This is a genomic window from Agarivorans sp. Toyoura001 (genome assembly GCF_005405585.1).
Classification (GTDB): Bacteria; Pseudomonadota; Gammaproteobacteria; order Enterobacterales; family Celerinatantimonadaceae; genus Agarivorans.
This window is the reverse complement of the sequence record NZ_BJEQ01000002.1, coordinates 138,125-159,829: the sequence shown is the minus strand read 5'-3', so window position 1 is coordinate 159,829 and position 21,705 is coordinate 138,125. Positions and strand designations below refer to the sequence as shown.

The following is a 21,705-nucleotide window of genomic DNA, read 5'->3' as shown; positions in this document are numbered from 1 at the left end:
TGATGAGTGTTTACTGCATGAGTAAGCGGAGTGGGCTTTACTGCGAAATGTGATCCAAGCGAATAGCTTGGCCGTACAAATCTCGAACCCAACGCACGCAAAGCTGAAAGGAAAGAAACCATGTTAAAACGAATTGCAAAAGTGTTTACTTTTATTATCGCTGCAGTGACATTCTCAACAATCGCCCATGCTAACCACCATGGAATGAAAAAAGATATTGTAGATGTAGCAGTTGAAAATGGCTCCTTCACCACACTCGTTGCTGCTGTTAAAGCTGGTGGATTGGTGGATACCCTCAAAGGGGAAGGCCCATTTACCGTATTTGCTCCCACTGATGAGGCTTTTGCTAAATTACCCGAAGGTACAGTAGAAATGCTGTTGAAACCTGAAAACAAAGACAAGCTAGTCGCTATTCTTACTTACCACGTTGTAGCGGGAAAAGTGATGGCAGCCGACGTAGTAACCATTGATAGTGCAGCAACCGTTCAGGGAGGAATGTTAGCCGTTAGCACTAATGGCGAAATGGTAATGATAAATGATGCCAAAGTAGTGGCGGCCGATGTTAAAGCAAGTAACGGTGTAATTCATGTAATTGATACGGTGTTGATGCCTAAGTAACTACAGTAGCAGGGCTCTATTCGGGCCCTGTTTTTATTCCTTTGTCCAAGTTTGCTGGTCGACTACTTGAAACAACATTTCGGCAAGCGATTGCTTCAAAGCCTATTTTACTCTCCCGCTCCATCGTTAAGATTTTTAAAGCAGCAAACTCCCGCTTCATCTCGCTTCACTTTGCATTCGGTGGTTAATACGAACTCTAGTTGCATTCTAGCTCTGCGCAGGCGGGCTTTGGTGGCCGGTAGGCTAAGTTGTTGCTGCTTAGCATATTCAAGCTGAGTGAGACCATTAAGAGCACATTGCTCAATAATGTCACGGTCGCTGTCAGACAATTTCGGCAGCACTTTGGGCAAGCATTGCTGCAGTTGAGTCATTACTGGCGCAACACTGTCTGAAGCGGATAAGTCGCTAATGTCGGTGGCGTGCAGCTTTTGGCGTAGCTTATCAATGAAATGGTTTTTAGTGATTTTAAATAACCATGCTTTACCATCATCTAGTTTGCAAAAACGTTCACTATTGCTCATAGCCTTTAAAAATACTTCTTGCATGATATCTTCAGCCTCATGCTGGTTGTTGGTTTGCTTTATTAACCAGCCATAGAGCAAGGGCTCAGCCTCGCTCCAGGCCTTCATTAAACATTTCATGTTGCTCTCTGTCGCAATAGGGTTAAGCCGCCTAAGTTTTTGTACCAGCGGCTTAGTAAGTTGTTGCTAGTTTTACGCTACAGCATTCTTGCTTAATAACTCACGCACTAGATCAACAGACGGTACTGAGCCGCTATGTTTTATTTGCCCTTCAATGGCAAGGGCTGGCGTAGTTAATACCCCAGCGGCCATAATTTTTTGTAAATCGGTAACTTTTTCAAGATCAACGTTTAAACTGAGTTCGTTGGCTACCTCTAAAATGCGTTCTGCTGTTGTTGCGCAGTTTTTACAGCCTGAGCCATATACCTGAATCGTTGTCATAATGTGTTCCTTGTTGTGGTTGTTGGAAGTTGTTTAGTAGTAATAGTTAAATAGCCAACCGGTAATGGATATGGCCACCAGTAAATAGCCGGCAATTGCGCCTAAAAAGCGTATTTGCATCACTTGCTTGAGCATGATGAATTCGGGAATGCTTACCGCCACTGCTCCCATGCAAAACGCCAAAGTGGAGCCTATTGGCATTCCTTTATTAATTAGTGAGGCCATGATAGGCACAACGCCGGATGCATTGGTATAAATGGGAATTGCGCTAAGCGTGGCAAGTGGCACGGTCCACCATTGGCCGTTAGCCAAGTTTTGCTCAAACCATTGAGCAGGCACAAAGCCATGAATAGCGGCTCCCAAACCCACGCCAATAATCACCCACTTCCATATGCGGCTTAAGATGGTTTTGGTTTCGTTTACGGCAAAGTAATGGCGATCTTTATGCGTCACCGAGGGAGCGGGTGTGTCGTCTGCGATTTGAATATTGCTGTTTACAGCTTGTTGGTAGGCCTCTGCAAGAAAGGGCTGTAACCATCGTTGAGCCTTAAGCATATCCATCATTACCCCAGCCAGCATGCCTAGCAACATACCAATGGCCACGTACATAAGGGTGAATTTCAAACCGAGAATGCTGCCTAACATAATCACCACTACTTCATTTACCAGCGGCGAGGTGATCAAAAATGCGATTGTCACCCCAATGGGAATTCTGGCAGAAACAAATCCCATAAACAGAGGGATAGAGCTACATGAGCAAAACGGTGTGATAGCGCCAAAAGTAGACCCTAATAAGTAACCTAAAGCTCTATGTTTACCTAACAAGTAGTTACGTACTTTATCTACGCTAAGGCTGGCGCGTAAGTAAGAGATAACGTAGATCAACAGCACTAATAACACCAAAATCTTGCTGGTGTCTTCAATAAAAAAATGCAGGCCGTTGGCCACTCTAGTGCCGGGTGTTAGCCCAAATACGGAATAACTTAGCCTGTCAGCCAACCAAGTAAAAATCTCCATCTTTCAGTATCCAATTCGAGGGTATATGACTAACACGGATGAATACCGAAAAGGATGCAGAATATTTAGAAAAACCTTCTCGTTTTTTTGGATAAGTGAATTGCCAGGCAATAGGGTGGTTTTAGCCCTAGCGCCGCAAGGCTATGGCTGGGACTGATGAGAGCTACTTATCACGAGTACTTTTCTGCATTGTGTTCCTCGCAAATTAAAGGCACCATAGCGTGGCTGTTTCTATACCAGAAACAGCCAAATTCTCAGGGCGGGGTGTAACTCCCCACCGGCGGTAGTTAGTTGTGTTTATGGCTAAAAGCCCGCGAGCGCCCAACGGTAGTTGGGGTCAGCAGATCTGGTGACGTAGCAATACTTTTATTGCGATTAGTCCAGAGCCGACGGTAATTTACAGCTTGGCTGTAATGAGTCCGGATGGAAGAGAATCAAGCATTATCATTTTGTTTTAACCTGGTTAGAACAGAACACTTAGCCTGTGGCTGAGTGTGGTTTAATGCCGATAAAAAACTTCACTTTACGGTGAGGTGCTATTCCTGCACGCCCTGATTCTGGAAAACTTAATGTAGTAATTTAAGGATTTAAACCATGAATCAGTCTCTACTTGCCGAATATGGCAATCCTATCCAACGAGTTGACGCCGCGCTTGCAGCCTTACGCCAAGGCCAAGGGGTATTGGTTGTTGACGACGAAGACCGCGAAAACGAAGGCGATTTAATTTTTGCCGCCGAAACTCTCACCAATGCTCAAATGGCCATGCTGATTCGCGAATGTAGCGGCATTGTTTGCTTGTGCTTAAACGATGACAAAATCAAACAGCTTGATTTACCGCCAATGGTCAGTGATAACTCTAGCCAATTTGGTACGGCCTTTACCGTAAGCATTGAAGCCAAACAAGGCGTAACCACTGGAGTGTCGGCTGCTGATCGCGTAACTACCATTAAAACCGCGATTGCCGAAGGCGCTAAACCCAGCGATTTAGCCAGACCAGGTCATGTTTATCCGCTGGGTGCCCAGCCCGGTGGAGTGTTAACACGCCGCGGCCATACCGAAGGTACTGTGGATTTAGTGACCTTGGCAGGATTAACGCCTGCTGGCGTGTTGTGCGAAGTGACTATGCCAAATGGCACCATGGCGCGTTTGCCCGAGATTGTCGCCTTTGCTAAGCAACATGCCATGCCAGTATTAAGCATTGAAGATATCGTGGAATATCGAAAAGCGCTGATCAGTAAAGCGAGCTAGTTAAGCGTTTGTTTAGGCAAAATAAAAGGGGCCATTAAGGCCCCTGATCAGATTATGCGTTTAGTACTATTGTTGTTTTGTAGGTGTAATCACCTTTTCATCAGTATAGCCCTAGCGTCACAAAAAGTTCTTATATTTTTTCAATGTTTCAGCTGTTTTTTCACAAGGCTGTGATCACGGTAATATTCATGAGCAACACGCTTGTGATAGAGCTTTTGCTCTAATGTGATAAAAGGTAAATCCCCTTATCGATAGATTAAAAGCGCTCTGGCGCTGCGGGTTTATTAGCTAAAATGTTATCAACCTGCTGCCATACGTCGTTGTTTAACTGCTGTTTTAGCTCTAGCGCTTTAAGGTTATCTTCTAACTGCTCTAACTTAGACACTCCTAGTATTACGCTGCTCACATGTGGCGTACGCAAACACCAATTTAAGGCTAGGTGATGTAACGGCATGTTAAGGCTTTCTGCCAATTGGTTAAGTTGCGCTATCTGCTCTAGCTTGTTGTTCTCGCCCATTAACATATCGCGCAGCCATTCATAGCCAGGCAAGCTTAAGCGGCTGTTATTAGGCACACCATTTAGGTATTTACCGGTGAGCAACCCACTGGCCAGTGGCGAGAAAATAGTGGTGCCTAAACCGGTCAGTTGATACAGCGGTAAGTACTCTGCTTCTACTTTGTCGCGTACCATCATGTTGTATTGCGGTTGCTCCATCACTGGGGCATGTAAGTTTTCTGCTTTGGCTACTGCCCATGCTTCGGTAATTTGCTGGGCGCTCCATTCAGAGGTGCCCCAGTACATTACTTTGCCTTGGCTAACCAAGTCGTGCATGGCACGAACCGTTTCGTAAATCGGCGTATCAATGTCTGGACGGTGGCAGTAAAACAAGTCCAGGTAATCTACTCGCAGGCGTTTAAGTGCTGCATGACAGGCATCAAATACATGCTTGCGGCTTAGTCCACGTTGGGTAGGTTTATCGCCGCCCCAAAATACTTTGCTTGAAACCACAAAGCTATCGCGTGTCCAACCCAGTTGCTCTATGGCTTGTCCCATTAAGCGTTCGCTTTCGCCGCTTTCATAACCTTCGGCGTTATCGTAAAAGTTTATTCCAGCATCATAGGCGCGTGTCATAATTTGCTTGGCGGCCGATAAGTCCACTTGTTTGCCAAAAGTAACCCAAGAGCCTAAGCCAAATTCACTTACCTGCAGGCCACTTTGGCCTAATCGACGATATTCCATTTTATACCCACTTAATCAAAGTTGTTGGCTCAAGTATAGAGTTAATAAAGCCACTGAAAAAAGAGGGTGAAAGCAAAAATACTGTTTGTTATATCAAACAAAAAATCTTACTTTGCGTATTATTATGGACAAGTTGATGCAGCGAAGTAGGTAAGCAGATGTCGAAGAATCATAAAAAGTTAGAACGCTTGTTGTTGTTTTATGAAGTGGCCCAGTACTTGAGCTTTTCTAAGGCCGCTGAACACCTTGATATTTCTCGTAGCTACTTATCGCAGCAAATTCGCAGCTTAGAACAAGATTTACATACTCAACTGTTGATTAGAACCACTCGCAGTGTGCGATTGACCACCGAAGGTCACAAGGTGTTTCTGCAGGCGCAAGCCATGCATCATAACTTGTTAGATCTAGAGCGAGAGCTAGAACACAGCGGCGAAGATGTCGCGGGTATTTTGCGCATTACCGCGCCAGCCGCTTTTGCAGAGTCGTTTTTGGTTGAGGTATGTAATGGATTTAATCAACGCTACCCCGAAGTAAGTTTTGAAATTGATGTTGGCCATCACTTGGAAGACTTACATGAGCGTAATTTTGATTTAGCTATTCGAGTTACCGAGCAACCGCCACAAAATATGGTGGCGCGAACGCTAATGCCTTATTGCCATTGGGTGTGTGCTTCCCCTGCATACTTAGCAGAGCACTTTGTGCCAACACAGCCTAGCGATTTAAACCAGTTGCAGTGCTTAGCCTTTCCTACTTGGCGAACCTGGACATTTAAACAAGCCAATAAAGTGCAAGAGTTTGAAGCCCAAGGGCGGTTTGCGGTGAACGACAATAACATTCTCATTAAAGCGGCTTTAAATGCGCAGGGCGTGATTCGAGTACCTGAGCATTTAGTTTGGGAGCATGTGCAGGCAGGCCGATTGCAGAGGTTACTGGCCGATTTTCAAGTTGAACCCCGACAAGTGTGGATGTTATACCCGCCCAAAATTGAACACTCTTCACGCTTGCAGCGTTTCATGGCTTACTTGCAAGATCATATAAGTAGTTTGTTGCCTAAGCCTTGATGAGATCAAAAGTGATGACTCAATCACCCGTTAATGTTTATTCATCGGCCCTATTAGCGATTTGTGCCTATTATCACAGCACTTGTCGCAATTACTTTTATTGTCAATAGTGCTGTGTTTGTATGTGATTAAATTTACAACGCTTATTAGTGATCACCGAGCAGTGATACTTAGGGATTGAGATGAAACGACATAGCTTAGTAGCCTTAACCTTGCCTCTTGTTAGTGTGTTATTGGTGGGGGCTTGCAGCGCTCCTTCTTCTAGCAACGATGCCTCTGAACAGAATGGGTTAGCTTGCGCTAATTACGCTGGCACTTGGGAGCTTTTTTTAGAGGTTGATGACAGTGATTGCAATGGCTTTGGCAAACAGCTAAAGCAAGTATTTGTAGTGGAACAACAGCAATGCGAACTGAGTATTGATAGTGGCGTAACAGGTGATATTAATGGCCAGCAAATCACTTGGTCTGTACCTAGTGTTCGGATTGATGGTGGGGAATTAAGTTACGCTTCGGCTACAGCTGAAATACTCGATGGGAAGATTACTGGCTCCTACCTGTGGGAGTGGAGCAACAGCGCTTATTATTGTTCGGGCTCAACCACTGTAAAAGGGCGAATATTGCCGGAGCAAGAAGCCGCCAGTGCCGAGCTTGGCGAGTTTGATTTAACGCCACCACATCCACTGCTTTCTCCGGCAGAAAACACCACCGCACATACCTTTACGGTAATGGCTAAACAGGCTGAGCAAGTGTATTTAGCCGGCGAAATGAGCGACTGGCGTCCCGATGTATTTCAAATGAAGGCGAATGGCGATGGTAGCTGGTCAATTACCTTATATTTAGCGCCAGGTGCTTGGCAGTACAAGTTTGTGATTGACGGCAATTGGATAGCCGATGAAAACAATGAGCGCGCGGTAGATGACAGCAGAGGCGGATTTAACTCAGTATTGGTGATTGGCGAAGAGTCGCCGCTGCTTAGTGCTAACCCAGAGATTGCTCATGGTGAGGTAGTTGATGCAAGGTTCGCCAGCAGCGCGCTTAATAAAGCCAGCCCTTATGCGGTTTACCTGCCGCCCAATTACCACGCTAGCGAGCAACGCTACCCCTTAGTGGTGCTGTTGCATGGCTATGGCAGTAATTACCAGCAGTGGCTGGTGGACGGCAAAGTCCAGCACCTTATGGATAACTTAATCGCCAAACAAGCGATTAAACCTTTCATATTGTTAATGCCGTCTGGCGAGCAGAGCTATTACACTGGCGAATACGAGCAGCTTATTATGCAAGAGCTGCTACCGAGTATTCGTGAGCAATACAGAATTAAACCAGGCGCGCAAAATAGTGCGATTAGCGGTGTGTCTATGGGTGGGGCAGGGGCATTTTATTTAGCACATAAATACCCAGAGCAGTTTGGTTTATCGGTGCCTTTGAGCGGCTACTTTGATATGAGCATTTACCGCGATTTTACTTGGCAGAACTTTACTATGCAGTCAGCCTTGTACTTATATTGCGGTGAAGATGACCACACCAGTTTTCAAAGCAATCAGCGCTTGGTGGAGCAACTAGAAAACCATAAGGCTGAATTTACTTACACCACAGCAGAAGGCGGCCACACTTGGCGTTATTGGAATGGCATTTCAGCACAATTCCTCAGCCAAATATCAGCCTTCTTCCATCCATAAACAATCTGCTGCAGAGTGTTATCAATAAGCTAATGCGGAGCGCTAACTCTAGTTAAGCGCTTCGTATACCCGTACATAATCTACTTCCATTTGGGCGGGAAATATCTGGTTAGATTGTGGATTGCCATCGTAATTGCCGCCTACCGCCAAATTCATAATGATATAAAAATCCTGGTCGAAAGGAGCAGGGAAGGCTTGGTCTTGGGTATACCAAGCACTTTGGCTAGCGTATAACTGGTCGTCTACGTACCAATATATGCCTTGTAGCGTCCAGTCGATTCGGTAAACATGAAACTCGTTAATATCACTGTCGGTAAATAGGTAGTGGCGTTCCGAGTAGGTATTATTTGGCCATTGTGCGCCATAGTGAAGCGTGCCATTTACTTGCGAAGGGTTGCTACCACGCGCCTCCATAATGTCTATTTCGCCCGAGGCCGCCCACGTGCCGTATACATTGTCTTGCGGCATTAACCAAAAAGCCGGCCATAACCCTTGGCCAACCGGCAATTTAATACGGGCTTCAAATCGGCCATAGGCTTGGGCAAATAAACCTTGGGTTTTTAAACGGGCAGAGCTGTAATTGTAATTGCCGTATTGGTCGCTACTGCCTTCAACTAAGGCTTGAATAATCAGTTGGCCATTGCCGTTGAGTCGCACATTAGCGGCCTTGTTGGTATAGGCTTGCAGCTCGTTGTTTCCCCAACCTGAAATATACTGGTCGTTGAGCATAAAGCCGTTGCCCATGTCAAAGGTCCACTTGTTCAGATCTAGCTGGCTGTCGTTAAATTCATCACTCCACGAGAGTTGCCAAGTAATGGGGTCTGGCTGGCTAGGCAGCTCCGATTGAGGGCTAACGCCGCCTCCGCCGCCACAAGCCAATAAGCCGCTGCTGAGTAAAGCTAGTAATCCAATCTGATGGCTGCGGTTTAGCATTAAGTGCTCCAAGCGTTGCTAATCATCTCCAGCATCAGTTTGCCAAGGGCTTGGCCTATAAGGTAGTAAAAAACCTGCAGACTAAGAGCCAGATCAATGATGAAAAAACACTTCAAGTTACGTAATTGCTTAAGCTGACTAAACTTGTATTAACAGCTTATTTTTCACAGAAAATTAGCAGGTGTTGACACTAAATTTTTGCTGGCAATACTGCTTATACCTACATGTAAACCACGTTACCTTCTTTCCCCGATCACCTGCATTCTTTCGTGCTGACTCTTTTGTCATTTTTTAGGCTAGGTGGCTGATGTAGTTTAGAAAAGATGATAGTCTGATTTTCATTAAATGTGTGATAAAAGGGAATATTCCTTTTAACAATCTTTTATACATACCCGGCTTTTTCAGAGTTAAATTCAGGTTTAAATGAAACTTTATAAATTTAGATGCATGAATACAAACAATTTAACTGCTCTTGCAAACAAGCAGTTATGGTTTTCTGACCAATACGATTTTAATGATCCTTTCGAAGGTGCGCATATTAAAGATAATCAAGTACCTCAAGATATCTTAGATACCTTTGTATGCAAGCCGAAACAAGAGGTTGATGAAGAACGGTTCACTAAAATGCTAAATGAGATGGGCTTACAAGAAGGACGGTTCACAAATGCTCAATTATTCAAAAAAATTGCAGAACATGATCTTCAAGTAATTGTTGATATTGTTCACGGCTCAAAGATTGTATGTTTGTCTTTATCTGAGCAAGACAATGATCCAATTTACAACAATTTGATGTGGTCACATTATGCTGATGGCTTACGAGGTTTTTGCTTGGTTTTCGACGGTGAACTATTACAACAGGATATATATAATTCATCTAATAAATCTATGAGGCCGATAAAAATTCAATATCAAAACATCCCTAACACTTTAAAGTTATTGGACTTCATAGAATCAGAAAGTGTATTGGGGAGTGATAATAATTTCAATTTTGTAGATGCTGTAACTAAAACGGTCGCGACAAAATCCAAAGAGTGGAGTTATGAAAATGAATTTAGAATCCTTTCATTATCTAAAAGTCAATTTCACCATTATTCCGAGGGTTCGCTTAAAGAGGTTGTTATTGGTGAAAAAATGCCTCTAGAGCAAAGAAAATTGTTATCAGATACGGTTAAATCCGCTCATTCTAATGTCACTTTTAAAGAAGCACGGCTTATAGCTGACAGTTATTCATTAGAAATAGTGACGGTGTAAGTATGTATAACAAGTCGTTAAAGCAGGACAAATAGCAGTTGGCTTTTGTTCGTTTCCCGCTAATTTTAGTCTGCTATTTTATTGCCACTTAACTAAGCGTTATGAATGTTTGTCGAGGTGACATGTGAAAGGTGAGTTAATAGAGGTCGAGCATCCTCGTAATTTCTTTGCTAGAACGCAAGTAATGACTCGAACGTATCGAGATATTGCCGAAGTGGAGTATACAAGCTGTATGCTTATTGAGGAGTTGCCTGACACTGAAGATGAAGAAGAAATGCATAGTCGTTCTAGTCAAACCACAAAGCACGCAATTCAAACAATCGTCTTTTCAGCAATGAGCATTGAGGCTGCAATCAATAACTATGCGGGAACGCATTTAGGCGACAAGTATTTTGAAAGCCACTTATCGAGTTTGGATGTTGTTTCAAAGTGGATTGTTATCCCGAAATTAGTTTGTGGTAATGAAATAGACAAATCATCAGCAGCATTTGGAGCGTTAAAAGCTTTAATACGAGCAAGAAATCAACTAGTACATAGTAAGTCACGAAAGCTTGAACCGACTAGTCCAAAGTTGATTGAACAATTAGAATCTGCGAGCGAGAAATTTACTCAAGACTTCAGGAACTCTTTGAAAGCACTTTACCTTCTTGCCATGGAAATGGACTTCGTCGTGGGGCAACAACATAATCCATTAGGTACAATGGATAGTGCGTTTACCTATGTAGAAAGCCGCCCAGAACCGTTGAATAAGCTTTTTCATGAGTGTAAAAATATCGTACTAAAAAACCATTCATAACAACGAGTTTAAGACAGGTTCGCAACGCGTGGTACTCTCAATTCTAATTGAGTTTTTTGTTTGCGGTGCAATGGTTTCGGTTTAGTGGTGAGCGTTGCTCACACCTCAACAGCGAGTATATATTGCCTATGATTTGGTATATCAAGAAATCCCTCACTAAGGCCAATACTAGCCTTAGTGAGATAAAGCCTTTAAGCGACTTTTTTGGCTTTGCTTTTAGCTTTGGCTTTTTTCTTGGGTTTGCTGAAGTTGCTCGCGCTGGCGATATCACTTGGCACTAACTCAATTTTGCGTTGTTCCATATCTACGCGGGCGACTTTCACCTCAATCACATGGCCAATGCCAAAGCTCTTGCGGCTGTTTTCGCCAATTAAGCGTTGTTTGTTTGCGTCGAAGTTATAAAAGTCGCCAGCCAGTGACGAGATATGCACCACGCCTTCTACTGCCATATCTTTTAGCTCTACATACAAACCAAAGTTGTTTACGCCGCTTACAATACCTTGGAAGCTCTCGCCCACTTGGTCTTGCATGTATTCACATTTAAGCCAAGCGTCTACGTCCCAACTGGCGGTGTCGGCGCGGCGAGCCACTAAAGAACAGTGGTCGGCCAGCATTAACATTTGCTCTGGGCCGTATGGGTAGCTGTTTGCTAGCTTAAGAGGCGCTGCGCCGTTTACGCGGCGAACCGGATCTAGGCCTTTGCCGCTTAAAGATTTAAAGGTGCGTTTAAAAATGCTGCCGCTTTCTTTACTGCGAATAATCGAGCGAATGGCGCGGTGTACCAGTAAATCGGGGTAGCGGCGAATTGGCGAGGTAAAGTGTGCGTAAGCATCAAAAGACAAACCAAAGTGGCCTTCGTTTTCTGGGGTGTAAATAGCTTGGCTCATAGAGCGCAGCATCACCGTTTGAATAATGCTGGCGTCTTCTCGCTCACCAATACTGCTAAGTAGCTTGTTGTAGTCTGCTGGCGTAGGTTTGTCTCCACCGCCTAAGTTCAAACCTAGTTCGGCTAAAAAGCTACGCAAGCCTTTGAGTTTTTTCTCTTTAGGGCCTTGGTGTACCCGGTATAACGCCGGAATTTTTAGCTGTTCTAAGAAACGCGCCGTGGCAACGTTGGCGCACAACATACATTCTTCAATCAGCTTGTGGGCGTCATTGCGTACTAGCGGAACAATCTGCTCAATCTTTCGTTCGCTATTAAATTCAAAGCGGGTTTCTTGGGTCTCAAAATCAATGGCACCGCGCAGTTCACGCGCCTGTTTCAATACGCCATACAAACGGTGTAAGTCTTGTAGGTGTGGCAGTACCTTGGCAAACTCTTTACACAGCTGTTGGCCTTGCGCCGAGTTGGCTTGTTCTAACATTGCGCCCACTTGGGTGTAAGTGAGGCGGGCATGTGAGTGAATCACCGCTTCGCAAAACTGGTAACTGGCCAGCTGACCTTGGGCATCAATGTTCATTTCGCAAACCATTACTAAACGGTCAACCTGAGGGTTAAGCGAACATAAACCGTTTGAAATGGCTTCGGGTAGCATTGGCACTACGTGGCCAGGAAAGTACACCGAGGTGCCGCGTTTCTGCGCTTCAATATCTAAGGCGGTTTCTGGCTGAATGTAATGAGAGACATCGGCAATGGCTACCGATAAACGCCAGCCACCGTTTGTGTTTGCTTCGCAGTAAACCGCATCATCAAAGTCTTTGGCGTCTTCGCCATCAATGGTGACAAAAGGTGTATCGCGTAAATCTACACGGTGCAGTTTGTCTTGTTCGGCCACTTCTGGGGCTAATTGTTTGGCTTGGGCTAGTGCTTCTTCAGGCCATTCAAAGGGAATTTGATGGGTGCGAATCGCAACATTGATTTCCATACCCGGTGCATTGGGATCACCAATGACTTCACTAATGTGGGCAATGGCGTTATCACGCTTGTGCGGGTAGCTGATGAGCTCGGCACTTACGTATTGGCCATTGCTGGCACCTAGGGTTTGCGCCGCGGGTACATCAATGGTTTGGGTAATGCGTTGGTTGTCGGGTTGAACACTGTAGCGGCCATCTTGTTCTACAAAACGGCCAATAATGTGTTGAGTATTCTTCTCAATAATTTTAACCACGCGGGCTTCTTCACGGCCACGGTTGTTAAAACCATTTGGCAAAGCTTGAATGATGTCGCCATCAAATACTTTGCTCATTTGCGAGCTATGCAATACAAAGTCGGTGTCGTAGCCTTCGCATTTTAAAAAGCCAAACCCTTCGCGGTGACCAATCACGCGGCCTACTAAATATTCGCTGTCGTCTACTGGCCAGTAATTACGTTTGCGATCGCTGTGCAATTGGCCGTCGCGGCTCATGGCAATTAAGCGGCGGCGCAATGCTTCTAAGTCTTCTTCTGAGCTTAGGTTTAGGGCTGCGGCAAGTTGTTCGCGATTAAGCGGTTTTCCTTGTTGATCGAGTAGCGCAATGATGGCGTCGCGATCAGGAATGGGGTTGGCATATTGTTGCTCATTAGAGCGTGAGTGTTTACTCATAGTTATTGTTCTCTGTTAATCGGGCCAATAACCTTGCTCTAGGGAAATCATGAAATGTTCTTTTAATGCAGTTCAGATATAACTCTCAAGGTTTTTAGGCCAATGCGCTCGTTTATCGAGTCGCTAAAATAAGGTGTGATGATGAACGCTACAATCTGGGGTTCACTCATCACGGTGTTTGCCTGACTTATAAGCTGGTTTTATGACAGCACTATGACAAGCAAAGTAATAATTGCCTGAGGGCAAGATTGGAAAAACAAGCTGGAATTTAAAACGACGGAACGAAGCTTAATTGAAGGCAAGCTAATGCGGAGTTCAAAAAATAGACTGATTTTCTAATGGCCGCCACTTTATAGAATTGTGAACGATTGTCAACTTATATAGCCGAGCAGAGCTGCAAAGGGGCTAAACCTTCTCCGTTTCCCCTCCTTTTCTTTTAATTGAGTTATTCAATATCTAGCTCACATTTTGTTCATCTTGTGTTTGTCCTTTTATTTTGTGTGGTTACTATTCGCTCGCTTAAAGAAAATAAAAACAACATAAATATAAACATGCGGGAATCAATATGAGAATCACAATCGCGGCGCTAGCACTGCTGCACTTTAGTGGGCAAGCTACCCCATACAGTAGCAATGTAGAAAATGACTATTATCACCATGATGTGAATGGAATACCGACTGCTAGGGATCACAATGATGGTGTCCCTGATCTTTTTGATGCGATGAATATGTTGCTTGGTACTCGTTATCAAAGTAATGCTGAGTTAGACAATCGCTTCGTGGCTAACGATCAATTATTTGTGGGCGAAGGCTCGCAAAGTGTTGCGTTAGTGGGGTTAACGGCAGGCAACCATAATACGCTTGGTATCTATACCGATGTAGGCGTTGGCGAAGAGAAAACGGCCATTTTGCCTTCTAATCCACACTATGGGTTTATGGGCGACGGTTCAGCTAACCAGCCTTTTGCAGGGGTAAGCCTAGACATAATGGGTGAGTTTGGTTGGTATAATGGGTGAGTTTGGTTGGTATTTAGAACAAAGCGGCCCGGTAACATATTCTACTTTTTATTCAGAAAATCAGTTAAACGGAGGCTGGGATCATACTATGACGTTTGCTATTCCTGAGCTTAACGGACAATCACGCTATTTAGATCTCGGCGACGGTATTGTGGAACACACCTTCTCCAACGCGTATTTAATTGGTTGGGAAGATCTTCCCTTTGGCTTTTTTGAACCTGATATGTTGGGGGATGATGATTACGACGATTTGATGTATTTAGTCGATTTTAAACCTGCTTCAATCAATAAACCGGTAGACGTATCGGAGCCGTTATCGGGCGTGTTGTTGGCGAGCGGTTTATTGGGATGTTGTTGGCAGCGAAGTAAGCGCCGCATACTGCGTTCTTTTGCCTTACCTCGCAAATAAATCAGCATGCGCAAACTTTACTAAGGCCAGGGTTAAGGCGTGTACGTAGTTGTCTTCGCGGGTGGCTAAGCCGTTGGTGAGTAGGCCAATGGCGCCGCCTTTTTGCTTAATGTTATGTGTATTAAACAACTTATCCATAAGTGGGCCAAGTTCTTCGCCTTGCTCAAGTGCTTGGTAAACACTGGCAGGCAAGGGCATGTTAGCTCCTCGACCTACCGCAGTTTGTTGGCTGTTGGCTATGGCAACAAAAGCAAAGGTGGCGGGGCCATCTTCAAACATATCAACGCCGCCCTCAATCGCTGCGTAAATGTCTGCATGTTGTTGCTGTTGGCAGTAGCGTAAACGATTTACTGCACCGTCACGTGTTTGCTGAGTGGTCATGGGTTGCTCGGGCACCAAAGAAGGCGCATCAATACCTTGGCAATCAATCTCGGCATCTGGGTAATACAAGGCTAGTGCCTTAGCTACCGCGCGTACTTTAACGGGGTTGCGAGAACCCACAATGACTTTGAGTGAACGTTGAGACATAACAACTCTATAAATAACGACAATTAGGCAGCTGATGCTAGCATATTTGGAAGCTTAAATGTGCTAGCAAATAAAGCAAAATAGTCTGCGAGATTAACTGTTTAGTTGATCAGTAATACTGCTACAAGGAACTCGTGAGTCAATAATTCTGCCGTCACGCGAAGGTGTATTCCCTGGCCGAATATCCCAATTTAGTTGGTACTTTTGATTAACTAACTGCACCAATTGATAAAACGACAGGCCCTGCTCATTACCACCTACATGGTAAACCCCAGCTTGGCCTTGTTCAGCTAACTGAAGCAAACATGCCATGCTGTGCTCAACATAGGCAACTGCGGGCAGCCATTCAGTGCTGGCTTCCAAGTAACCTTTCTGATTATGCATATCTCTAACATGGGTGAGTAGGTTGTCTTGTTCAAAGGTGTCGAACATTTGCCAACCTAAGCGGGCAATAATGGTATGTGGGTTGGCTTGCAGCGCGGCTTGCTCGCACACTATTTTGTAACGGCCGTATTCGTTGTCGGCATCTGCTGGGTGATCTGGCGAAAAAGGGCCAATGCTGTCGGGGTTAAATACACTTTCGGTGCTGGTAAACAGTATGTTTATCTTTAGCTCTAAAGCAATGCCTGCCAGCATGGCTAGCCAATCTTCTGAGCCGGTGGCTAGATGGAAGATAGTGTCTATTCGGTTAGCCCGAATATAGGCGATTTGCTGGTCACGGTTATTAATGTCGAGCTGTTGGCGATCAAAACCGAATACTTCAACGCCCTTAGCCAGTAAGGCTTTTTTTAAGTAAGGGGCGAGTCGACCGTGTAAACCTGTTACTAAGGCGCGTTGCATTGCACTGTTTCCCATTCGGTAAGTTAAATCGATTATGCGATGTGTGCAGCGCAACTGCCAGAAAATTATGGTGGGCTTCTTTATTTCGCTAAAGAGGCAACCACACCTTCAACTTTGTCTTCTTGTAACCAGCTAATACAGTAACGAATTGAGCCTGAGGGCGGAATGTTTTGGGTGCCTAGTTCTACTTGGGCATATACGGTTTCAAAAAAATTAGTGGGTAATACGCTGTATTGGTAAAACACGTCCATTTCTTCCCTTAAGCCGTTGAGCGTAGCGCTTGGCGTAGGCTCAATTTTGGCTTGAATATGGTACATGCACGCAGCAAAGGCATAGTTTTTAAGGGCGGGTAACTCTGATTCATCGAAGGTGTCTGCCGCGAGGCTGGTGTTTGCGCTTAGCAATACCAGTGTGGCACTTATAATATGCTTTAAATTCATTATTACCTTAGGTATTTAGTCGCGTAAGCCACTAAATAACATTCAATTCCATTTTAAGTGCTTGAAAAATTATATTAAGACTAAGATCTTGTCAAATTGAGAAGCCCTAAATAGGCAGGATTAATTAATAAGTGATTACTTAGATTTATAATTTCTGTATTTTTGTTAATGCTTATAGTGATTACTGTACAAATATTGCTAAGTATTTATTTATGACTACCCCTCTGAAAACGTTTACTTGTTTAAATTTATCTAAGCTTTTGTTTTATATGATTTAATTGTTTTTTGTTCGATTTTTTTGAGATCAAGCTTTTTTGATTAAATAGTAGTCACTTAAACCTGTTTTTTAATAAAAAATTTGCCGCTGTTGAAATCGATGTCATTTATATATATCGCTAAATAGTTAATTTAAACAGGCAAAGAATAAAGTGATAACGTCATTCTTTTTGTTTTTGCTAGTCTTTATGAGGCCTTAGGATGATTTTTCGTAGATTGAACTGATTCAATTAGATGGTATAAAACCGCAGAAATTGGATTTATCAATAATTGTAAGAGGAAAATCATGCGCAGTGTTTTAGTGAGTGCATCAGCAGTAGTAATGGCGTTAAGTGTAAGTTTACCGCTAGTTGCGGCAGAGCAACCTAGTAGTAAACCAGCCTTAAGTGAATTCGACAAAAACGCCGAGTTTTACCACAAAAGCTTAGTAAAAGATGGTTACCGTTTCGCTTGTCGTGTACACGACGAAAACGGCAAATGCACTAAGTTACAGTGGAAAAAACTGTAAGCTATGCGCAGCGAGGTTAAGCCCTTTAACCTCGCGTTGTTGCCTGCTTAAGCAATATTTTGGCTTGCTCGCCAATAAGCTTAATGGCTTGCTCAATCCGTTCGCTAGGAGGGTTGGCATAACTTAATCGCAAACAGTTTTTATATTTCCCCGCCGCCGAAAACAAACTGCCCGCCGCAATACCAATATGAAACGGCTTTAAGTTATCGTTTAGCTCTAAACAGTTTATTTGCTCAGGTAGCTCTACCCATAAAAAGAACCCACCTTTAGGGAAGCTCATTTTACTGCCGTTAGGAAAATAGCGTTGTACCCAGTGCAACATAAGATCTCGCCGCGCCTGATATTGCTGCTTAGACAACCTTAAGTGTTTCTCGTAATAACCTTGCTCAATAAAGTCGGCCACCGCTAGCAGAGGCAAACTATTCGCCCCTAGCGAGGTGATAAATTTTAAGTGAGTAAGTAACTGCCCGTAACGCCCTGGTACCACCCAGCCAACTCGAAGGCCTGGCGCAATGGTTTTAGAAAAGGATGAACAAAACAACACGCGCTCTTGGGTATCGTAAGATTTTAAGCTACGCGGCCGCGGCGTTTGGTAAAAACCATCACCGAGTATGTCATCTTCGATGATGGCAAAATCGTATTGTTCTGCCATTTTCAAAAGTTTGAGTTTGTTCTTTTCTGGCATCACATAACCCAAAGGGTTATTAGAAGTAGGAATAAGCTGTAGCACTTTAATTGGCCATTGCTCTAACGCTAGCTCTAGTGCTGGTAGGCTAATGCCTGTTTCCGGGTGAGTGGGTATTTCTAGTACTTTAAGCTGATTAGACTGAATCGCTTGCATGCAGCCATAAAAATTGGGTGAGTCTATCGCAACAATGTCGCCAGGCTGGGTGAGCGCTTTTAAACTCAATGATAGGGCTTCTTGGCAGCCTGCTGTTATTTGAATATTATCGGGGTGAATATGACAGCCAGAGTGTTGCATTAAGCGGGCAATTTGTACTCTTAAGGCAAACAACCCATTCCCTTTGGAACAACTAAATACCTGCTTGCTTTGATACTTAACACTGTCGATTAGCAGTTTTTGTAAGGGTTTTAAGCTGGCAAACTCGGTGTCTGGCGAACCACGGCCCAAGGCTAAAAAATGGCTGTTGCTTTCGTTCATGGTTAGGTCTAACACTGCTTGCCAATTATCAATGGGGACTGGCCGTTGTTCTGGTTGGCTGGTTTCTAGCAGTAGTGAGGTATTAGGCGGTTGCTGAACATAATAACCAGATTTTAGCTTGCTGCGCACGAAGCCTGCATCTTCCAACAGTCGGTAGCTTTCTTGTACCGTTGAAATACTTACCCCCCGCGTTTTGCTCATTTCACGAATTGAAGGCAGCTTTTGTCCCACAGGGTAATAAGCTTGATTGATTTGATCTTTCAGTTCTTGGGCAAACTGTTCATACAGTGTCATGGGCGCATCCTTAGCCGCAATATCCCTCAGTAATAACACATCAAAATACAGATTGGAAAAAAACCAAATTAAGCAGTACAGATCAACCTAGACCAAGCATGACAGATGCACTTTTGGCGCGTCTGTCATGCTAAAACATTGTTATTCTGAATCTGTACGCTTGCTTGCACAAAATTTAAGCTGTTTAGGCCGTTAACGGAATAAGGAGCAAGCCAATGTTGGTGTTAAACAAAGTAAATTTGAGTATCCGTCGTTTAGTTAAATGTCTCGCTCTGTATCGCGCACGCCGTCGCAGTCGCCAAGCACTATTAGGCTTAAGTGATGAGCTGTTACGCGACATAGGGATTACCCGCGCTCAAGCGTATGCCGAGGGAAATAAAGCATTTTGGCAAAGTGGTACTCAGGCCAAGCGGAGCAGTGAGAAGTACAGCAAAGTTCAATCTGTTTTCGCGCTCAAAAAACGCATTATTCGTTAACGCGTGACTCTGGAGCTGGCGAGCCAAGCCTTATCTGAGTTGTTGAAATGCTCACGTTGCTGTAGCGCTGTGCAAGCAGCGTTACACAACGAAACTAGCAAATACTGACACTGCGCGCATTAAGCTTACAATATTAAGTTAAATCTTCTATGGTTTATGGACTAGAGCCCTTCAAGGAAGAAAGGAATCAGGTCATGAGTGTTGTTGCCCCTGCTATTACTCGTCAGTGGATTATTCGTTTTATTGTTGCCGCTATTATTGTTGTGTTTATCTTTGTTCTGGCAGTGTTAAGCAGCGACAAAGTGAGAAGCATTGTAGATACCTTAACCCCTCCTCATTTACCCGAATTACAAGTTACTCATCGTGACGGCTCTTGGCTTGAGCAATATTGGCCTGATCAAAACTGGGGAAGCAAAGGGCAGTATGTGAGTGAAGATGCCAAGAAATATCATCATATCTCTCAAGGCACACGCACCATTCCTATTCCTTATCACTGGTTTGTTGAATTAGAGCAACCCAGTAGCTCTATCTGGTCTTTTTTGCTTCTCAACAGTTTCTCCGACAAGGGCTTATTTACCGCCAATGAGTTTTTACTTCGTTTTGGTTTTATTCGCTCTGAAGCAGACAAATATAACCCCGATGGTTTACCTATTGGCTTTGCGCGCTCTGACTCAATTACTTTGCCGGGTTACCCCACTCGAACTGCAGGAGTCGGCTTTACCTGCGCAGCTTGCCACACCGGGCATTTTATCCACGGCGAAGGTGAGCATAAGGTTGAGTACGTGATTGATGGGGCGCCAGCGACTACCGATTTAACCTTGTTAACCAGCACCCTTGCCGCGGCGCTTGGCCAAACCGCGCTGTCGAGTAAAATTCCCTTTTTTGATGGACGTTTTGATCGCTTCGCCCGTCGCGTATTAGGCCCCGCATACAGCCCTGCAACTAAACTCAATTTAGCCGATGAGTTGGCGAGTATCGTTAGTGCCAGTGCTGGGAATACCGATATTATTGATGTTGATGAAGGCTTTATGCGATTGGATGCGCTGAATCGCATTGGCAACCAAGTGTTCTCCGAAAATGTGAATCGTCGCGATAATTACCACGCTATCAATGCGCCGGTTAACTATCCCCATTTATGGACTGCGTCTTGGTTTGATTGGGTGCAATACGATGCCTCCATCATGGGGCCGTTGATTAGGAATGCGGGTGAAGCCATGGGCGTTAACGCCTATGTGGATATGCAAAGTTCGCTTGATGACCAGCGTTTTTCCTCATCGATTCCTATGCAAAACTTAGTGTGGTTAGAAGATTTTTTAGGGGGGAACCAACCTAACCCAATTGATGGATTCTCTGGCTTGCAAGGGCCCAAGTGGGAGTTTGGCGCTATAGATAAGACAAAGGCTGAGCTTGGTGCTTCTTTGTATCAATCAAAGTGTCAGGGTTGCCATCTTCCTGCCTTAAATACGGAGCAGATATGGCAGGAGCAGTATTTTTCTCCCATTGTTTATCAGCATCAAGGTGTGCCGCGAGAAACCAAAGAAAAAGTACTAAAACTTAATTTGATTCAACTGTCGCAAGTGGGGACTGATTCTGCGCAGGCAAATGTATTAGCGCGGCGAACCTTGGGCACTGCTGGCGTAGCAAATGTACCCGCTGGTCAGGTTATTCCCGGTTTAGGTATTGATCAAGTGATCTGTGGTGAAGATCCTAATCAGCTCTATGCGGCGCAACAAACTAAGCAATTTGCCTATGGCGAACAGGGGGCATACCGCGGGCCTTTAGGGCAAGAGCCCTCGCCAACAACGCTGGTGGATCTGCCTGTTAAAGACGGCGGCAATATACTGTTTGGCTTTGCGTTGGGGGCAATTGTGCAGCAAACCATTGATGCTTGGTTTAAGCAAAATGGGTTGAGTGATCCTGCGTTACAAGCCAAGTTTGAAGGTGGCCGACCAAACTGTATTCGCGCAACTTCAGGATATAAAGCTCGCCCACTAAATGGGGTATGGGCCACCGCGCCTTTTTTACACAATGGGTCAGTGGCTACATTGCGAGATTTACTCTGCCCAGAAGGTGGTCAGCGGCCTAAGTACTTACAAATGGGCAATATTGCTTTTGACTCGGTAAATGTGGGTTTGTTGCAGCCGAAAGGTTTTGCAGAAGAGGCAAAGCTTACCCTTAAGCGCGGGCAGAAATACACGCAAGACGGTTACTTTGTGTTGGATACGTCGATACCGGGTAATCACAATAGTGGCCACCACTTTTCCGACCAATACGATCCGAAAAAACATTATCTGAATCAGGTGACTGGTGCGATAGGGACGGCGTTTACTGCAGAGCAATGTGACGCGATGATTGAGTATCTTAAAACGCTTTAAAGCGATTAATAAAGGCAAAAAAAAACAGGGCGCTAGCGCCCTGTTTTTAAGTGATGAG

The 21,705-nt window shown here is 44.5% G+C and carries 21 protein-coding genes and 1 riboswitch; of the genes, 11 read left to right on the top strand and 10 right to left on the bottom strand.

Annotation, left to right across the window (positions count from 1 at the left end; all coding sequences use genetic code 11):
- Window positions 1-120 precede the first annotated feature (120 nt).
- On the top strand, window positions 121-618 hold the full coding sequence (locus FFR00_RS04015) for a fasciclin domain-containing protein (RefSeq protein ID WP_137672086.1): 498 nt from the start codon (window positions 121-123) through the stop codon (window positions 616-618).
- Between the two features lie 107 nt (window positions 619-725).
- Here the strand turns inward: FFR00_RS04015 and FFR00_RS04010 are convergent, their stop codons facing one another.
- From FFR00_RS04010 to FFR00_RS04000, 3 genes are all read right to left on the bottom strand, one after another.
- Complete coding sequence (locus tag FFR00_RS04010) at window positions 726-1,259, bottom strand: sigma-70 family RNA polymerase sigma factor (RefSeq protein WP_137672085.1); 534 nt, start codon at window positions 1,257-1,259, stop codon at window positions 726-728.
- Between the two features lie 72 nt (window positions 1,260-1,331).
- On the bottom strand, window positions 1,332-1,580 hold the full coding sequence (locus tag FFR00_RS04005; protein ID WP_137672084.1) for a thioredoxin family protein: 249 nt from the start codon (window positions 1,578-1,580) through the stop codon (window positions 1,332-1,334).
- 33 nt (window positions 1,581-1,613) lie between these two features.
- Complete coding sequence (locus FFR00_RS04000; RefSeq protein WP_137672083.1) at window positions 1,614-2,597, bottom strand: permease; 984 nt, start codon at window positions 2,595-2,597, stop codon at window positions 1,614-1,616.
- A gap of 246 nt (window positions 2,598-2,843) precedes the next feature.
- A riboswitch (FMN riboswitch) is annotated at window positions 2,844-3,036 on the top strand.
- Between the two features lie 155 nt (window positions 3,037-3,191).
- Here FFR00_RS04000 and ribB point away from each other — a divergent pair.
- On the top strand, window positions 3,192-3,845 hold the full coding sequence (ribB, locus tag FFR00_RS03995; protein ID WP_137672082.1) for a 3,4-dihydroxy-2-butanone-4-phosphate synthase: 654 nt from the start codon (window positions 3,192-3,194) through the stop codon (window positions 3,843-3,845).
- Window positions 3,846-4,101: 256 nt separating this feature from the next.
- Here the strand turns inward: ribB and FFR00_RS03990 are convergent, their stop codons facing one another.
- Window positions 4,102-5,085 (bottom strand): aldo/keto reductase, encoded by a 984-nt coding sequence (locus tag FFR00_RS03990; RefSeq protein WP_137672081.1) that lies wholly within the window; start codon window positions 5,083-5,085, stop codon window positions 4,102-4,104.
- A gap of 158 nt (window positions 5,086-5,243) precedes the next feature.
- Here FFR00_RS03990 and FFR00_RS03985 point away from each other — a divergent pair, with 158 nt between their 5' ends.
- Together FFR00_RS03985 and FFR00_RS03980 are read left to right on the top strand one after the other, a co-directional pair.
- Complete coding sequence (locus FFR00_RS03985) at window positions 5,244-6,146, top strand: LysR family transcriptional regulator (RefSeq protein WP_137672080.1); 903 nt, start codon at window positions 5,244-5,246, stop codon at window positions 6,144-6,146.
- A gap of 182 nt (window positions 6,147-6,328) precedes the next feature.
- Entirely contained in the window at window positions 6,329-7,822 is a 1,494-nt protein-coding gene (locus FFR00_RS03980; RefSeq protein ID WP_137672079.1) for an alpha/beta hydrolase-fold protein, read from the top strand.
- A gap of 48 nt (window positions 7,823-7,870) precedes the next feature.
- Here the strand turns inward: FFR00_RS03980 and FFR00_RS03975 are convergent, their stop codons facing one another.
- Entirely contained in the window at window positions 7,871-8,755 is an 885-nt protein-coding gene (locus FFR00_RS03975; RefSeq protein WP_137672078.1) for a family 16 glycosylhydrolase, read from the bottom strand.
- 447 nt (window positions 8,756-9,202) lie between these two features.
- Here FFR00_RS03975 and FFR00_RS03970 point away from each other — a divergent pair, with 447 nt between their 5' ends.
- Both FFR00_RS03970 and FFR00_RS03965 read left to right on the top strand, forming a co-directional pair.
- On the top strand, window positions 9,203-10,006 hold the full coding sequence (locus tag FFR00_RS03970; RefSeq protein WP_161985085.1) for a DUF2971 domain-containing protein: 804 nt from the start codon (window positions 9,203-9,205) through the stop codon (window positions 10,004-10,006).
- A gap of 124 nt (window positions 10,007-10,130) precedes the next feature.
- Window positions 10,131-10,802: a hypothetical protein gene (locus tag FFR00_RS03965; RefSeq protein WP_137672076.1), complete on the top strand. Its 672-nt coding sequence runs from the start codon at window positions 10,131-10,133 to the stop codon at window positions 10,800-10,802.
- 191 nt (window positions 10,803-10,993) lie between these two features.
- On the opposite strand, the gene rnr is transcribed toward FFR00_RS03965, so the two are convergent.
- A complete protein-coding gene (rnr, locus tag FFR00_RS03960; RefSeq protein WP_137672075.1) occupies window positions 10,994-13,324 on the bottom strand; it encodes a ribonuclease R in 2,331 nt (776 codons plus the stop codon).
- 565 nt (window positions 13,325-13,889) lie between these two features.
- Here rnr and FFR00_RS03955 point away from each other — a divergent pair.
- Entirely contained in the window at window positions 13,890-14,339 is a 450-nt protein-coding gene (locus FFR00_RS03955; protein ID WP_137672074.1) for a hypothetical protein, read from the top strand.
- On the top strand, window positions 14,332-14,748 hold the full coding sequence (locus tag FFR00_RS03950; protein WP_137672073.1) for a hypothetical protein: 417 nt from the start codon (window positions 14,332-14,334) through the stop codon (window positions 14,746-14,748). Before FFR00_RS03955 ends, FFR00_RS03950 begins: the two co-directional genes overlap by 8 nt.
- On the opposite strand, the gene yjjX is transcribed toward FFR00_RS03950, so the two are convergent.
- From yjjX to FFR00_RS03935, 3 genes are all read right to left on the bottom strand, one after another.
- Entirely contained in the window at window positions 14,734-15,276 is a 543-nt protein-coding gene (yjjX, locus tag FFR00_RS03945; RefSeq protein ID WP_137672072.1) for an inosine/xanthosine triphosphatase, read from the bottom strand. The genes FFR00_RS03950 and yjjX overlap by 15 nt on opposite strands.
- A 93-nt stretch (window positions 15,277-15,369) precedes the next feature.
- Window positions 15,370-16,116 carry a sugar nucleotide-binding protein gene (locus FFR00_RS03940; RefSeq protein ID WP_161985084.1) on the bottom strand — a complete coding sequence of 249 codons (747 nt, stop codon included), beginning with the start codon at window positions 16,114-16,116 and terminating at the stop codon, window positions 15,370-15,372.
- Window positions 16,117-16,196: 80 nt separating this feature from the next.
- Complete coding sequence (locus tag FFR00_RS03935) at window positions 16,197-16,556, bottom strand: hypothetical protein (protein ID WP_137672070.1); 360 nt, start codon at window positions 16,554-16,556, stop codon at window positions 16,197-16,199.
- 562 nt (window positions 16,557-17,118) lie between these two features.
- Here FFR00_RS03935 and FFR00_RS03930 point away from each other — a divergent pair.
- Window positions 17,119-17,340 (top strand): hypothetical protein, encoded by a 222-nt coding sequence (locus FFR00_RS03930; RefSeq protein WP_137672069.1) that lies wholly within the window; start codon window positions 17,119-17,121, stop codon window positions 17,338-17,340.
- Between the two features lie 25 nt (window positions 17,341-17,365).
- Here the strand turns inward: FFR00_RS03930 and FFR00_RS03925 are convergent, their stop codons facing one another.
- Window positions 17,366-18,796 (bottom strand): PLP-dependent aminotransferase family protein, encoded by a 1,431-nt coding sequence (locus FFR00_RS03925; protein ID WP_137672068.1) that lies wholly within the window; start codon window positions 18,794-18,796, stop codon window positions 17,366-17,368.
- A 215-nt stretch (window positions 18,797-19,011) separates the two neighbouring features.
- On the opposite strand from FFR00_RS03925, the gene FFR00_RS03920 reads away from it, so the two are divergent.
- Window positions 19,012-19,272 carry a DUF1127 domain-containing protein gene (locus tag FFR00_RS03920; RefSeq protein WP_137672067.1) on the top strand — a complete coding sequence of 87 codons (261 nt, stop codon included), beginning with the start codon at window positions 19,012-19,014 and terminating at the stop codon, window positions 19,270-19,272.
- 194 nt (window positions 19,273-19,466) lie between these two features.
- Window positions 19,467-21,647: a di-heme-cytochrome C peroxidase gene (locus FFR00_RS03915; protein WP_137672066.1), complete on the top strand. Its 2,181-nt coding sequence runs from the start codon at window positions 19,467-19,469 to the stop codon at window positions 21,645-21,647.
- Window positions 21,648-21,705: the final 58 nt, after the last annotated feature.

What these genes read in the sequence shown, in the direction of transcription:
- FFR00_RS04015 (WP_137672086.1), top strand. Translation starts at nt 121, where the DNA reads ATGTTAAAACGAATTGCAAAAGTGTTTACTTTTATTATCGCTGCAGTG.
- FFR00_RS04010 (WP_137672085.1), bottom strand. Translation starts at nt 1,259, where the DNA reads ATGAAATGTTTAATGAAGGCCTGGAGCGAGGCTGAGCCCTTGCTCTAT.
- FFR00_RS04005 (WP_137672084.1), bottom strand. Translation starts at nt 1,580, where the DNA reads ATGACAACGATTCAGGTATATGGCTCAGGCTGTAAAAACTGCGCAACA.
- FFR00_RS04000 (WP_137672083.1), bottom strand. Translation starts at nt 2,597, where the DNA reads ATGGAGATTTTTACTTGGTTGGCTGACAGGCTAAGTTATTCCGTATTT.
- ribB (WP_137672082.1), top strand. Translation starts at nt 3,192, where the DNA reads ATGAATCAGTCTCTACTTGCCGAATATGGCAATCCTATCCAACGAGTT.
- FFR00_RS03990 (WP_137672081.1), bottom strand. Translation starts at nt 5,085, where the DNA reads ATGGAATATCGTCGATTAGGCCAAAGTGGCCTGCAGGTAAGTGAATTT.
- FFR00_RS03985 (WP_137672080.1), top strand. Translation starts at nt 5,244, where the DNA reads ATGTCGAAGAATCATAAAAAGTTAGAACGCTTGTTGTTGTTTTATGAA.
- FFR00_RS03980 (WP_137672079.1), top strand. Translation starts at nt 6,329, where the DNA reads ATGAAACGACATAGCTTAGTAGCCTTAACCTTGCCTCTTGTTAGTGTG.
- FFR00_RS03975 (WP_137672078.1), bottom strand. Translation starts at nt 8,755, where the DNA reads ATGCTAAACCGCAGCCATCAGATTGGATTACTAGCTTTACTCAGCAGC.
- FFR00_RS03970 (WP_161985085.1), top strand. Translation starts at nt 9,203, where the DNA reads ATGAATACAAACAATTTAACTGCTCTTGCAAACAAGCAGTTATGGTTT.
- rnr (WP_137672075.1), bottom strand. Translation starts at nt 13,324, where the DNA reads ATGAGTAAACACTCACGCTCTAATGAGCAACAATATGCCAACCCCATT.
- FFR00_RS03955 (WP_137672074.1), top strand. Translation starts at nt 13,890, where the DNA reads ATGAGAATCACAATCGCGGCGCTAGCACTGCTGCACTTTAGTGGGCAA.
- FFR00_RS03950 (WP_137672073.1), top strand. Translation starts at nt 14,332, where the DNA reads ATGGGTGAGTTTGGTTGGTATTTAGAACAAAGCGGCCCGGTAACATAT.
- yjjX (WP_137672072.1), bottom strand. Translation starts at nt 15,276, where the DNA reads ATGTCTCAACGTTCACTCAAAGTCATTGTGGGTTCTCGCAACCCCGTT.
- FFR00_RS03940 (WP_161985084.1), bottom strand. Translation starts at nt 16,116, where the DNA reads ATGCAACGCGCCTTAGTAACAGGTTTACACGGTCGACTCGCCCCTTAC.
- FFR00_RS03935 (WP_137672070.1), bottom strand. Translation starts at nt 16,556, where the DNA reads ATGAATTTAAAGCATATTATAAGTGCCACACTGGTATTGCTAAGCGCA.
- FFR00_RS03930 (WP_137672069.1), top strand. Translation starts at nt 17,119, where the DNA reads ATGCGCAGTGTTTTAGTGAGTGCATCAGCAGTAGTAATGGCGTTAAGT.
- FFR00_RS03925 (WP_137672068.1), bottom strand. Translation starts at nt 18,796, where the DNA reads ATGACACTGTATGAACAGTTTGCCCAAGAACTGAAAGATCAAATCAAT.
- FFR00_RS03920 (WP_137672067.1), top strand. Translation starts at nt 19,012, where the DNA reads ATGTTGGTGTTAAACAAAGTAAATTTGAGTATCCGTCGTTTAGTTAAA.
- FFR00_RS03915 (WP_137672066.1), top strand. Translation starts at nt 19,467, where the DNA reads ATGAGTGTTGTTGCCCCTGCTATTACTCGTCAGTGGATTATTCGTTTT.